This is a genomic window from Hoeflea ulvae (genome assembly GCF_026619435.1).
GTDB lineage: Bacteria > Pseudomonadota > Alphaproteobacteria > Rhizobiales > Rhizobiaceae > Hoeflea > Hoeflea ulvae.
In genome coordinates, this window is sequence record NZ_JAOVZQ010000001.1 from 948,588 (window position 1) to 960,964 (window position 12,377).

The window sequence follows — 12,377 nt, forward strand, 5'->3', positions numbered from 1 at the left end:
ATGGAAGTGCGGCGGCAGGTGTCAGGTTTGACGCAAGGCACGCTGTAGGGCATTTGTACGGTTTGTTCGGAGTATTGCAGTGCAGGACCATGTGTGTGACGGGGTGGCAAGGCCGGGCCGGGTGTCGTTGAAAGGCGTAGCCCGCGCGTTTTTGCTGATGGCGTGCGTCGGCCTTGCCGGCTGCCAGGCTTCAAATCTCGGTGACGGACTGGGCGAAGGTTCCGCACCATCGCCGGTGAGCAATTCGACCTATGGCAACGGCCCGGTGAAGATCGCCGTGCTGCTGCCGAGCGATCCCGACATGCGGGTCAAGGCCGCCGACATCGCCGACGGCGCCCGAATGGCGCTGGATGATCTCGGCGACGGCCAGCTCATGCTGGACATTCGCGCCTTCCGGTCCGGTTCCACCCAGGCCGTGGCGGAAGTCCGGGCCGCATCGGCTGCCGGCGTCAAGATGATCATCGGCCCTGCGACCAACGCCGAAGTGTCACGCATCATTTCGGGCACCACCCCACCGCGGCCGCCGATCCTGGCGCTGATCGCCAACAATTCAGCCGGCGGCAGCAATATCTGGCCGCTCTATGGCGATGCCATCGACAGCGCGCTCGAGGGGGTCGGCGTCGCCGTCGCCGCCAAGCAGAAAAACATCGTCGTGGTCCATGAGGCGGGTTTCCCGGCGGAAAATCTTCTCAGGCTGCGTGAAGGCATCCGGATCAAGGGCGGTACCACGGTCGGCTTCGTGCCCTATCCGGCCAATGGCAAGAATTTGAGCGCGGCCTTTGCCAATGCAACGCCGGTTTTCTCCAAGGCCAACACCATCGTGCTGCTCGGCGGCGGCGAGGCGATCGGCCAGGTGATCGACATTCTGGCGGCAGGCGAATTCGGCAAGTCCATCGCCACGGCGATCGCCACATCGCTGATCCCGGAAGAAATCTACAAGCGGCCCTCGGCGCAGGGCCTGATGGTGGCGATCCCGTCAACCGCCAGTGTCCGCGTCATCTCCGAGCGTTTCAAGGCCAAGTTTGGCCGCACGCCGAGCTATGATGCAGCAATTGGCTATGATGCGGTGGCGGTTGCCGCCGGTCTGGTGCGCACCGGCGGGCCGGACTCCATCACCGTTGCCAATCTGACATCGACGCAAGGATTTCGTGCTGCGACCGGCCTGTTCCGGTTCCGGCCCGATGGCCGAATCGAGCGGCGCATGATCGTTCACCGCATCGAAGACGGTTCCCTGAAGGTCATTCAGGAAGAAGGCAGCGGCTTCTGATTGGGGCTTTGCCTTGCGGACGACACATCCGGTCGCCAGAACACAAGATCCGGTCCGGCACTGTCGCCGGCGACCGGATGTGAAACGACACGCGGACGCAGCATGAACACACCGGTCGAGGCCTTCATCATTCATCTGGCGCGTGCTGACGCACGGCGGCCACAGGTCGATCGCCTGCTCGCAGCCTGCCCGGTGCCGGCGGGCATTGTCGATGCGGTGGACGGCCGCGACATGTCGGGCGCGGAAATCGACGCGGTCTATTCATCCGCCCCCTGCATGCCCCGCGCTATCCGTTCCGGTTGAGCGCCGGCGAGGTCGGCTGTTTTCTCAGCCATCGCAAGGCCTGGCAGGCCATTGCCGATGCAGGCCTCGAGGCCGGCCTGGTGATCGAGGACGATGTCGAGATCGACACCGCCACCTTCGCCCCGGCGCTGGAACTGGCGCAGGCCTATATCGCCACCCATGGCATCATCCAGTTTCAGGTCCGCGACATTGCCAGGCCGGGAGCGGTCGTGGCGTCGGCCGGCAATGTCCGGTTGACCCGACCGGTGCAGATCCCGCTGCGAGCCTCCTGCACGCTCTATTCGCGGTCCGCCGCACACCAGTTGCTCGCGCAGACCGCGCGTTTTGACCGCCCCGTCGACACCTATATGCAGATGCACTGGCTCACCGGCCTGCGCGCCTGCCTGGTCCTGCCTTCCGGTGTCAGCGACAAGGGCAGCGAGATTGGCGGCACCACCATCCAGGCCCGCAACCTTGCGCTGCCCCAACGCCTCCGCCGCGAGATCCTGCGCCCGCTCTACCGCGCCCGCATCGCCGCACTTTCGCGGGTTCATGCCGGTCCGGCTTGACACGTGCAGCCATTCTTGCGAGAGCCGGGCGATCAAGGAGATCAGCATGTTCAATCAGCTTGTATGGGCATCCGGCGCGACGGAAGCATGGCTATGACCCGCGTGATCTCGCGCCTGCATGGCGGACTTGGCAATCAGCTGTTTCAATATGCCGTTGGCCGCGCTGTAGCTCTGCGCACCGGCGCCGAGTTGCTGCTCGACACCCGCCACTACACAGCCGAAAATCCGTTCAAATATGATTTGGAACACTTTGCCATTCAGGCCCGGGTGGCCAGTAATGATGAATTGCCGCCGGCAAAGAACCGGCCGCTCAGCTATGCCTGGTGGCGCAAGTTCGGCCGTTCGCCGCGCTTTGTCCGCGAGCAGGGCCTGGGCTACAACGAGCGGATCGCTTCAATCGATGCCGATTGCTATCTGCACGGCTATTTTCAGTCCCAGCGTTACTTTGACGACATCGCCCCAACGCTGTGGAACGATCTGAGCTTCAGGGAACCGATCAGCGGCGAAAATGCCCGCATGAGCGAGCGCATCCAGAGCGGGCCGTCGGTTTCCCTGCACATTCGCCGCGGCGATTACATCACCAATGCCAAGGCACAGGCGGCCCATGGCTCGACCGACCTGGCCTATTACCAGCAGGCGCTCGAAGAGGTCAGGACGCGCTCGGGGCAGGATCCGGTGGTCTATCTGTTTTCCAATGATCCCGATTGGGTGCGCGACAATATCAAGCTCGATGCCGAACTGGTGCCCGTCGCCATCAATGACGGCGCAACCGCGCACGAAGATCTGCGGCTGATGAGCCTGTGTGATCACAACATCATCGCCAACTCCACCTTCTCCTGGTGGGGCGCCTGGCTCAACCCGTCGCACAACAAGATCGTGGCAGCACCAGTGCAATGGTTCGCTGACCCGAAACTCTCCAATCCCGATATCACCCCGCCGGGATGGCTCAGGCTGTAGATCCGTTTACGCGAAAGCGGCCTTGAGCGCCGCGGCCAGTTGCTGCATCGGCGCATCAAGCGGGTAGTGATGGTTGCCGATGAACAGGCCGTGTGTGTCGGCCAGTTCGGCATTCTTGAGCCCGCCGTGGATTTCATGATCCATGTAACGCGTCACCACCTCGTTCTTGGCAAAATTGCCGGCCACGATCGGCCGCGCCTCGATGCCGTGGCTGAAAAGACAGGCGACAAGCTCCTTGCGGGCCACGCCGCACTCGGGATCGATGATCATCGAAAAACCGAACCAGCTGCTTTCGCCGGTCTCGCGCTGGGTGCGGATCTGCGGGAAGTCAGCCATCACCTGCTTGAACAGGACGGCGTTCGTGCGGCGGTTTTCCACGATCATCGGCAGCTTGGCCATCTGCTCGATACCGATGGCGCCGCTCATTTCCAGCGGTCGCAGATTGTAACCGGGCAGCACGAAGCGGAAGGCCTCCTCGAAGGGATCATCGCCCTTGGCGCCGGTAACGTGGTTCGGGTTGGGCAGGTTGCGGGTCCAGCCATGCGCCCGGAGGCTGAGCATGATGTGATAGAGCTCCTCGTCATGGGTGACGGTGACGCCGCCTTCCATGGTCGAGATATGGTGCGAGAAGAACGCCGAATAGCTGCCTGCCAGGCCGAAGGTGCCTGCCTGCTGGCCGTTATAGGTCGCGCCGAGGGATTCGCAATTGTCCTCGAGCAGCACGATGTCGCGGCCGCCGATGATCGCCTTGATGCGATCGAACGCGTTCGGATTGCCAAGCAGGTTGACCGCCAGAATGGCCTTCGTCTTGTCCGTGATGGCCGCTTCGAGCTGGCCAAGATCGAAGTTCAGTGTGTCGAGATCGATGTCGACAAATTTGAGCCGCAGGCCATATTGATAGAGCGGATAATAGGTGGTGCTCCACGACACTGCCGGCACGATCACCTCGTCGCCGGGCGCGAGCGTGTGGCGCGAGTGATAGCGTAGGGCTGCCACGAACAGCAGATTGGCCGAGGAGCCGGAATTCGACATCACTGCATAGGGCGCGCCGATCTGGTCCGCGAACAGTTTCTCGAAAGCGGCGACTTCCTTGCCCATCGAAAAGAAGCCGGATTTCACCACGCGGTCGATCGCCGCATATTCCTTCTCGTCCCAGGAGCTGGTGGCCAGCGGAAAGGCTTTGTCTGTCACGGGTGATTCTCCTCAGCCGCTGCCGGGAGCGCGCGGAAATGGGCGTAGGTTTTTGCAATCGCATCATCGAGCGAGGTCGACGGCAGCCAGCCGAACTCACGCTGCATGGCAACCGAGACAAGCTTCTGCTTCATGCCGACCGGCTTGCTCAGATCATGGGTGAAGCTGCCCTGCCATCCGATTACCCGGGCCACGGCGGCATAGTAATCATTGATCGAGTGATCATGACCGACGCCCATGTTCATCATGCCGGGCAGATCGTCGAACCGCTCGACCGCGGTCCAGATGCCGTCGGCGAGGTCGGAGGCGAACATGAATTCGCGCCGCGCCTCGCCGCTGCCCCAGATCTCGACGCTCTCCGCACCGGTGCGCGCGGCCTCGTCAACCTTGCGGATGATGGCGGGCAGGAGATGGGAAACTGCGGGATCGAACTTGTCGTGAATGCCGAAAATATTGCACGGGATCAGCGTCTTGTAGTCAAGCCCGGGGTTTGACAGGCTGACATAATCGCACAGCCGCGCCGTCATCACCTTTGCCAGCGCATAGCCCTCATTGGTGGGTTCGAGCTCACCGGTCAGCACCATGCTCTCTTCCAGCGGATTGGGGGCTGCGCGCGGATACATGCAGGAGCTGCCGATATTGATGAGTTTCGGCGTCCCCGACGCGCGCGCGGCCATGACGATGTTGCGCCCCATGTCGAGATTTTCGACCAGGAACTCGACCGGATGCGCCATGTTGGCCTGGATGCCGCCGACCCGGCCCGCAGCATGAATGATCAAGTCCGGCTTGACCCGCGCGATATAGGCTTCGGTCGCCGGTCCGTCGGTGAGATCGAGCTCGCGGCTGCGCGGCGCGATCAGCTCGTGTTGGCTGGCCGTCGCGTGGTCGCGGATATTGCGCCCCACCATGCCGTTGCCGCCTGTCAGCACTATCTTCATCGAAGCCTGTCTCCCTGCCGCCGGCAAGCCGTCACTTTCCGTCCCGCGTCGCTTCGGCGAGGTCGGATTGAGCCATTTCGGCGACCAGATCGGCAAACGAGGTCTGCGGCGTCCATCCGAGCTTCTGCTTGGCCTTGGAAGCGTCGCCCAGCAGCGTCTCGACTTCGGTCGGGCGGAAGTAGCGTGGATCGACCTTGACGATCACCTTGCCGGATGGATCGCGGCCGACTTCGTCGACGCCTTCGCCTTCGAAATGGATCACCATGCCAAGCGCGTCCGCGGCCGCGAGCACGAAGTCGCGCACCGAATATTGCACGCCGGTGGCGATGACGAAATCATCCGGGGCGTCCTGCTGCAGCATCAGCCACTGCATCTCGACATAGTCGCGCGCATGGCCCCAGTCGCGCAGTGCATTGAGATTGCCAAGCCGGAGGTCTTCCTGCATGCCAAGCTTGATGCGGGCCAGCGCGCGGGTGATCTTGCGGGTGACGAAGGTCTCGCCGCGCAGCGGGCTTTCGTGATTGAACAGGATTCCGTTGCAGGCATAGAGCCCGTAGGCCTCGCGGTAGTTGATGGTGATCCAGTAGGCGTAAAGCTTGGCCACGGCATAGGGCGAACGCGGATAGAACGGAGTGCGCTCCGTCTGCGGGGTTTCCTGGACCAGGCCGTAAAGCTCCGAGGTCGAGGCCTGGTAGAACTTGCTCTTGTCTTTCAGGCCGAGGATGCGGATGGCTTCGAGCAGGCGAAGCGTGCCGAGCGCATCGGAATTGGCGGTGTATTCCGGCTCTTCGAACGACACCGCGACATGGCTCTGGGCCGCAAGATTGTAAACCTCGTCCGGCTTGGTCTGCTGCAGGACATGGGTGAGCGACGAGGAATCGGTCATGTCGCCATGGTGCAGCACGAACTGGCCCGAGCGGCCATATTCACCCTCGAAGAGATGATCGATGCGCGCGGTGTTGAACAGCGAGGTCCGCCGCTTGATGCCGTGCACCTCGTAGCCCTTTTTGAGCAGGAACTCGGACAGATAGGCGCCGTCCTGTCCGGTGACGCCGGTGATCAGGGCGGTCTTGCGCGAAGTCTCGGTCATGGCTGGGCTATATCCCTTCGGGCAACGGTCTTGATGGTGTCGGGTCGCCGCCGGTCATGGTCAGCATGGTGCGTGGCTTTTTCCGTGTTCTTGGCGACAAATTCAAGTCGAGTCTGATTCTCGGCCCCAGATAGTGTGGCAAACATGGGTTTGATCCGGTCCGGCGGCCGGCCGGCCGGTATTGCAATGCCGGCATCAATGACGGGCGAACAGGGTCGATCCGGATCTTGCGAAGACAGGCCTTGCGGCGATCAAACAGGCGCAACTGCGCTCCGGCGAGGATGGGCAGCGAAAATCTGATCGGCGGGGTGCATCCAGGGGATGCGATTTCGTTCAAGATGGATTAGCTTGCCAGTCAAGCGGGGAGGCGCGGATGCAATTGAAGACACGACATTGGGACCGGATCGGCAATGGTGGGCTGACGTTTACCGAACTGGGCTTTGGCACGGCACCTCTGGGCAATCTGTACCGGGCGATCACTGATGATGATGCCCATGCGGTTCTGAGCAGGGCATGGGATCTGGGCGTGCGCTATTTCGACACCGCGCCGCTCTATGGGCTGGGGCTCTCGGAGACCCGACTCAACCGGTTCCTGCGCGGCAAGCCGCGCGGCGACTATGTGCTGTCGACCAAGATCGGGCGGCTGATGCGGCGCTGCGAGCCGGGCGAGGAGCGCACCGGCGAGGGCAAGTTCTTCGATGTGCCGGCGCGCTGCGAAGTCTACGATTACAGCTATGACGGCGTGATGCGGTCGCTCGAATTCTCGTTCGAACGGCTCGGCGTCGACAGCATCGATATTCTTTACGCCCACGACCTTGATGTGTTCACCCATGGCAGCGAGGCAGCGCGCGACGCCCGGCTGGCGGAGCTGATGGCGGGCGGCTACAAGGCGCTTTTGTCGTTGCGCGAGCAGGGCGTGATCAAGGCCTTTGGCGCCGGCCTGAATGAATGGCAGGCCTGCCAATGGCTGACCGAACGCGGCGATTTCGACCTGTTCCTGCTGGCCGGGCGCTACACGCTCCTGGAGCAGGAGGCGCTCGACAGTTTCCTGCCGCTGGCCGAGCAACGCGGCATCGGCATAGTCATCGGCGGCCCCTACAATTCGGGCATTCTGGCCACCGGGCCGAAGCCGGGCGCATTCTACAATTACGACATCGCGTCGCAGCCCATCCTTGACCGGGTGACGAAGATCGAGGCCGTCTGCCAAAGCCACGGCGTGCGAATGGTGGATGCTGCCTTCCAGTTCCCGCTCAGGCATTCTGCCATCGTCTCGGTCATTCCCGGCGGCCAGGGCGTTGCCGAGATGGAAGCCAATTGTGTTGCCGCAAGGGCCGAGATTCCGCCGGCGCTGTGGGCGGAGCTGAAGGCGCAAGGCCTGATGCGCGAAGACGCACCTGTTGGAGACCTGTCCGCATCATGACAACCGATTTCAACCAGACCATTCGCCTCAATCCGCAAGACAATGTCATCATCGCCCTGAAAGACCTGGCGCCGGGTGCTGCCGTGCCGGGCCTCGATGTGCCGCTCTTGGACGGCGTGGCGCGCGGCCACAAGATCGCCTCGCGCCCGATTGCCGAGGGCGAGAAAGTCATCCGCTACGGCCAGACCATCGGTGTGGCCACCTGCGCCATTGCGCCCGGCGCGCATGTGCATGTCCACAATCTCGGCATGGGCGGCCATGCCGAGGCGCAGGAATTTTCCACCGAAGTCCGGCCGCTTCCCGCGCCTTCCGAGAAGCGCCATTTCATGGGCTATCACCGCGCCGATGGCGGCGTCGGCACCCGCAATTATCTCGGCATTCTCACCTCGGTGAATTGTTCGGGATCGGTGGCCCGCTTCATTGCCGAGGCATCCGAGAAGCAGGGCTGGCTCGACGCGTTCGAAAATGTCGACGGCATCGTGCCGATCGTGCATGGCACCGGCTGCGGCATGTCGGGCAAGGACGAGGGCTACGACACCCTGTTCCGCACCCTGCAGGGCTATGCCCGCAATCCCAATTTCGGCGGCATCCTGTTGCTCGGGCTCGGCTGCGAGGTCATGCAGGTGCCGGATCTGGTCGGCCGCGGCCGCATGCGCGCCGATGGCAATATCCGCTACATGACCATCCAGCAGTCCGGCGGCACCCGCAAGACCATCGAACGCGGAATCGAGCAGCTCAAGGAAATGGCGCAAGTCGCCAACAGCATCACCCGTGCGCCGGCCGGGCTCGAGCATCTGATGATCGGCATGCAGTGCGGCGGCTCGGATGGCTATTCCGGCATCACTGCCAACCCGGCGCTCGGCGCGGCGTCCGATATGCTGGTCGCCCATGGCGGCACCACCATCCTGTCGGAGACCTCGGAAATCTACGGCGCCGAGCATCTGCTGACCCGCCGTGCAGTGACACCCGAGGTTGGCGCCAAGATCGTCGAGCGGATCCACTGGTGGGAGGACTATGCCGCGCGCAATGGCGGCGAGATGGACAACAATCCCTCGCCCGGCAACAAGAAGGGCGGGCTGACCACCATTTTGGAAAAATCGCTGGGCGCCGTGGCCAAGGGCGGCACCGCGCCGCTGACCCAGGTCTACAAATTTGCCGAGCCGATCCCCGAGCGCGGCTTCGTGTTCATGGATTCTCCGGGCTATGATCCCTGTTCGGTGACCGGGCAGATTGCCTCGGGCGCCAATCTGATCGCGTTTACCACCGGCCGCGGCTCGGTCTCTGGCTACAAGCCGACGCCCTGCATCAAGCTGGCGACAAATTCTGAAATGTATGGCCGCATGTCCGAAGACATGGACGTCAATTGCGGCGACATCATCACTGACGGCGTCAGCCTCGAGGCCAAGGGCCGCGAGATTTTCGAGCTGTTCCTGCGCGTCGCCTCCGGCGAGGAAACCAAGAGCGAGCAACTCGGCTTCGGCGGCGCCGAATTCGTCCCCTGGCAAATGGGCGCGGTGATGTAGTGCGGTTCATTCGGCTGGACTTGTGAAAACGGCGCCCGAAAGGCGCCGTTGACCGAACTCAAAATTGGGTGCGTCAGAGGTTTCCGGCGCTCATTTCACTGGCGATATGATCGGCTTGCCGGATTGCCAGTGCAACGATGGTCAGCGTCGGGTTTTCCGACGCACCGGTGGTAAACTGCGATCCGTCGGACACGAACAAATTGGCGATGTCATGGGTCTGACCCCATTTGTTGACAACGCCGTCACGCGGGTTCTCCGACATCCGGTTTGTCCCCAGATTGTGGGTCGACGGGTAGGGCGGGGTTGGAAAGGCCCGCGTTGCACCGACTGCGTCATAGATTGCCATGCCCTGCTTGTAGGCGTGTGCGCGCATCGCCCGGTCATTGGGATGATCATCGAAATGAACATTTGGCGCAGACAGACCGTGCTGGTCCTTCAGCTCATGGTTGAGCGTTATCCGGTTGGTTTCCTGCGGCATGTCTTCGCCGACAATCCACATGCCGGCCATGTTCTCGTAGGAATCGAGCGCCGTCGTGAACTCCCGTCCCCATCCGCCCGGATCGAGGAAAGCGGCCATGAACGGCAGGCCAAGGCTCAGGGTTTCGAGTTCATAGCCACCGACAAAGCCGCGTGACGGATCATGCCGTGCTTCGTCCTGGATGATCCCGGCCATGGTCGTGCCGCGCCACATCTTTACCGGCTTGTCGAACACCGCATAGACCGACCCGGTCATGTGGCGCATGTAGTTGCGGCCGACCTGTCCGGAGGAATTGGCAAGCCCGTCGGGATACATGGCGGAGGCGGAGTTGAGCAGCAGCCGCGGGCTTTCGATCGAATTGCCGGCAACGCAGACGATCCGCGCCTTTTGCAGATGCTGATTGCCGTCCTGGTCGGCATAGAGCACGCCGCTCACCTTGCCGCTGTCGTCATGCTCGATCTTCAGTACATGCGCGCGCTCGCGGACTTCCAGATTGCCTGTGGCTTCGCCGCGCGGGATGTCGGTATAGGCCGCCGACCATTTGGCGCCCCATTTGCAGCCCTGGAAGCAGAACCCGGTTTGCTGGCAGGCCATGCGGTCATCATAATCGGCAGAGTTGATCGCCATGCGGCCGGTGTGGACTTCCTTGTAGCCCAAGGCCTTGGCTCCGGCTTCGAACACCATGAAGTTGTTGTTGCCGGGCAGGCCAGTACGGTCACCGGTGCGGGTCACGCCGAGCTTGGTCTCGGCCTTTTCATACCAGGGTTCCATTTCCGCGAGATCAATCGGCCAGTCGAGCAGATTCGCGCCCTGAACATCGCCATAGGTTGTCCTGGCCTTGAACTCATGCGGCTGGAAGCGCAACGACGCACCGGCCCAGTGGGTCGTGGTCCCTCCGACCGCCTTGACGATCCAGGCCGGCAATCCGGAAAAATCCTTGGCGACGCGCCAGTCGCCGGAGGTCGAACGGGCGTCCAGCCATGCCAGTTGGCCAAAGCTTTCCCACTCGTCATTGATATAGTCATCCGGCAGATAGCGTCCGCCGGCTTCCAGAGCCACCACCTTGATGCCCTTCTGGGCCAATTCATTGGCCAGCACGCCGCCTCCGGCGCCGGTGCCGACAATCACGACGACCGAGTCGTCATTCAGTTCAAACTTCGCAACCATGTCCGACGCCTCCCTCAAAGCCAATTGATGTCGTTGAAGCCACGGTCGATGTAACCACCCTGGCTGTAGCTCTCGCCTTCGTACCCGAACAGCGGCCAGACCTCTTTCTGGTTGTAAAGACCTGTGACCAGACCGCCGCGGATGCGCTGGAAGAAGGCGCTGTCTTCCATGTTGCGAAGGATGTCGACACGGTCGCGTTCCCAGCCGGTGTCGAGATAGGAGGCGTGCCCCTTGCCGCGCGCCGCGGCATCGAGGGCTGCGATGCCGGCTTCGATGTCGGGTGCAACCTCGGCTGTGTCGTAGCCCTTGACCGCGATGGCATAGAATTCATCGGCGACATGGTCATGCGGATAGATATCGCGTGCCATCTGGATCAGCGTCGCCATCGATGATGGCTTGAGCGCCGTGGTTTCCATCGCCCAGGCGGCGTCAGGTCCGGCGATGAATCCCGGACCGATGAGGAATGCGGTGCCTGCCGCGATTGAACGTGAAAGCAATTGGCGGCGGCTCATGCCTTGCTGTCTGGCTTGGGTTGTCATGGTAATCCTCCCTTGATGTGTCTGTCTTACCGCGCTTGCCGAAACCTCCTCCCGGCAAGCTTGTTTCCCTGGCTAGATGTAACGTCCGGCGCGCTGTAGAACCTCGATCTGGTATCCATCCGGATCTGCGATAAAGAAGAAGCGGGCAATCACCTCACCACCGGGGGCGAAGTCGACAAGTTTGCGTGGGGTCAGGCCGAGCTTGGTCAGGCGCGCATGTTCGCTGTCGACATCAGCAACCGAGAATGCCAGATGCCCGTAGCCGTCGCCCAGGTCATAGGGCTCGCTCCGGTCCTTGTTGACAGTCAGCTCAAGCTCGAATCCGGTCTCGGCATTGCTGAGATAGACGAGGGTAAAGCTGTCGAAGTCGAGCCGGTCGGCGACGTCCAGGCCGAAAGCGGTCTTGTAGAAATCGACAGAGCGTGCTTCGTCCAGCACGCGGATCATGGTGTGAATGGCCTTGGCCATGGTCGCTCCCGTATGGTTTCAAACTTGCACACAAGTCTGGAACCGGTCGAGGCGCTGCGGGTAGTAGTTGTATACTACGGGTGTTTTTTCATTCGGCAGCAATCAGATGATCGCTGTCTGCACCGTTGTTCTCGAGGTAAACCAGACAGCAGCAGCGCAGCAGCGACGCAAAGTTCTTCGGTTCGCCATGCAGCTCCAGCACCTCGGAATGCAGCTTCGACATGAACACCGGGGTCGTCATGCCCTGGGACTCTGCAAGTTCGTCCATGATGCCCCAGAACGTCCGTTCAAGGCGAATCGATGTGCTTTGGCCATTCAATCGGAGTCGGCGAGTGACCTGCTCGTAACGTGTCGGGTCCTGGCCTGCGAACATCTTGCACATGGTTTGCTCCTCCTTCGTGGTTCGATCACTCAAACATGTCTCCCCGGTCGTCAATTGTGCAGCACTGGAAGCATATTTGCCAAGTGCTGTTGGCCGAAAGTGATAA

General features: G+C 62.0%; 13 protein-coding genes. 6 read left to right on the forward strand and 7 right to left on the reverse strand.

The features are described from left to right. The first annotated feature begins 79 nt into the window (after positions 1 to 79). From OEG82_RS04515 to OEG82_RS04530, 4 genes are all read left to right on the forward strand, one after another. A complete protein-coding gene (locus OEG82_RS04515) occupies positions 80 to 1,267 on the forward strand; it encodes a hypothetical protein (protein WP_267611262.1) in 1,188 nt (395 codons plus the stop codon). A gap of 102 nt (positions 1,268 to 1,369) precedes the next feature. Then, on the forward strand, positions 1,370 to 1,570 hold the full coding sequence (locus tag OEG82_RS04520; protein ID WP_267611263.1) for a glycosyltransferase family 25 protein: 201 nt from the start codon (positions 1,370 to 1,372) through the stop codon (positions 1,568 to 1,570). Continuing rightward, positions 1,567 to 2,118, forward strand: coding sequence for a glycosyltransferase family 25 protein (locus OEG82_RS04525; protein WP_267611264.1), 552 nt, complete (start codon positions 1,567 to 1,569; stop codon positions 2,116 to 2,118). Before OEG82_RS04520 ends, OEG82_RS04525 begins: the two co-directional genes overlap by 4 nt. An 87-nt stretch (positions 2,119 to 2,205) precedes the next feature. Then, positions 2,206 to 3,075: an alpha-1,2-fucosyltransferase gene (locus OEG82_RS04530; protein ID WP_267611265.1), complete on the forward strand. Its 870-nt coding sequence runs from the start codon at positions 2,206 to 2,208 to the stop codon at positions 3,073 to 3,075. 6 nt (positions 3,076 to 3,081) lie between these two features. Here OEG82_RS04530 and OEG82_RS04535 read toward each other — a convergent pair whose 3' ends face one another. Genes OEG82_RS04535 through gmd form a run of 3 tightly spaced genes read right to left on the reverse strand, consistent with a single transcriptional unit; the run spans position 3,082 to position 6,294 of the window. Beyond that, positions 3,082 to 4,266: a DegT/DnrJ/EryC1/StrS family aminotransferase gene (locus OEG82_RS04535; protein ID WP_267611266.1), complete on the reverse strand. Its 1,185-nt coding sequence runs from the start codon at positions 4,264 to 4,266 to the stop codon at positions 3,082 to 3,084. Further along, a complete protein-coding gene (locus OEG82_RS04540; protein ID WP_267611267.1) occupies positions 4,263 to 5,204 on the reverse strand; it encodes a GDP-L-fucose synthase family protein in 942 nt (313 codons plus the stop codon). Before OEG82_RS04540 ends, OEG82_RS04535 begins: the two co-directional genes overlap by 4 nt. Before the next feature lie 31 nt (positions 5,205 to 5,235). Beyond that, on the reverse strand, positions 5,236 to 6,294 hold the full coding sequence (gmd, locus tag OEG82_RS04545; protein WP_267611268.1) for a GDP-mannose 4,6-dehydratase: 1,059 nt from the start codon (positions 6,292 to 6,294) through the stop codon (positions 5,236 to 5,238). A gap of 379 nt (positions 6,295 to 6,673) precedes the next feature. Here gmd and OEG82_RS04550 point away from each other — a divergent pair, with 379 nt between their 5' ends. Together OEG82_RS04550 and OEG82_RS04555 are read left to right on the forward strand one after the other, a co-directional pair. Then, entirely contained in the window at positions 6,674 to 7,714 is a 1,041-nt protein-coding gene (locus tag OEG82_RS04550; RefSeq protein ID WP_267614862.1) for an aldo/keto reductase, read from the forward strand. Then, a complete protein-coding gene (locus OEG82_RS04555) occupies positions 7,711 to 9,237 on the forward strand; it encodes a UxaA family hydrolase (RefSeq protein ID WP_267611269.1) in 1,527 nt (508 codons plus the stop codon). The genes OEG82_RS04550 and OEG82_RS04555 overlap by 4 nt, the downstream gene beginning before the upstream one ends. A 73-nt stretch (positions 9,238 to 9,310) precedes the next feature. Here the strand turns inward: OEG82_RS04555 and OEG82_RS04560 are convergent, their stop codons facing one another. The 4 genes from OEG82_RS04560 to OEG82_RS04575 all read right to left on the reverse strand — a co-directional run bounded on the left by OEG82_RS04560 (position 9,311) and on the right by OEG82_RS04575 (position 12,271). Beyond that, positions 9,311 to 10,882 carry a GMC family oxidoreductase gene (locus OEG82_RS04560; RefSeq protein ID WP_267611270.1) on the reverse strand — a complete coding sequence of 524 codons (1,572 nt, stop codon included), beginning with the start codon at positions 10,880 to 10,882 and terminating at the stop codon, positions 9,311 to 9,313. 14 nt (positions 10,883 to 10,896) lie between these two features. Then, a complete protein-coding gene (locus tag OEG82_RS04565) occupies positions 10,897 to 11,421 on the reverse strand; it encodes a Twin-arginine translocation pathway signal (RefSeq protein WP_267611271.1) in 525 nt (174 codons plus the stop codon). Positions 11,422 to 11,493: 72 nt separating this feature from the next. Further along, positions 11,494 to 11,889 (reverse strand): VOC family protein, encoded by a 396-nt coding sequence (locus OEG82_RS04570; protein ID WP_267611272.1) that lies wholly within the window; start codon positions 11,887 to 11,889, stop codon positions 11,494 to 11,496. Between the two features lie 88 nt (positions 11,890 to 11,977). After that, positions 11,978 to 12,271, reverse strand: a complete 294-nt coding sequence (locus OEG82_RS04575; protein WP_267611273.1) for a ribbon-helix-helix domain-containing protein — start codon at positions 12,269 to 12,271, stop codon at positions 11,978 to 11,980. Between the last annotated feature and the right edge of the window lie 106 nt (positions 12,272 to 12,377).

Excerpts from the sequence above, each read along its gene's own strand:
- OEG82_RS04565 (WP_267611271.1), bottom strand. The coding sequence starts at position 11,421 with ATGACAACCCAAGCCAGACAGCAAGGCATGAGCCGCCGCCAATTGCTT.
- gmd (WP_267611268.1), bottom strand. The coding sequence starts at position 6,294 with ATGACCGAGACTTCGCGCAAGACCGCCCTGATCACCGGCGTCACCGGA.
- OEG82_RS04575 (WP_267611273.1), bottom strand. The coding sequence starts at position 12,271 with ATGTGCAAGATGTTCGCAGGCCAGGACCCGACACGTTACGAGCAGGTC.
- OEG82_RS04555 (WP_267611269.1), top strand. The coding sequence starts at position 7,711 with ATGACAACCGATTTCAACCAGACCATTCGCCTCAATCCGCAAGACAAT.
- OEG82_RS04570 (WP_267611272.1), bottom strand. The coding sequence starts at position 11,889 with ATGGCCAAGGCCATTCACACCATGATCCGCGTGCTGGACGAAGCACGC.
- OEG82_RS04560 (WP_267611270.1), bottom strand. The coding sequence starts at position 10,882 with ATGGTTGCGAAGTTTGAACTGAATGACGACTCGGTCGTCGTGATTGTC.
- OEG82_RS04530 (WP_267611265.1), top strand. The coding sequence starts at position 2,206 with ATGGCTATGACCCGCGTGATCTCGCGCCTGCATGGCGGACTTGGCAAT.
- OEG82_RS04540 (WP_267611267.1), bottom strand. The coding sequence starts at position 5,204 with ATGAAGATAGTGCTGACAGGCGGCAACGGCATGGTGGGGCGCAATATC.
- OEG82_RS04520 (WP_267611263.1), top strand. The coding sequence starts at position 1,370 with ATGAACACACCGGTCGAGGCCTTCATCATTCATCTGGCGCGTGCTGAC.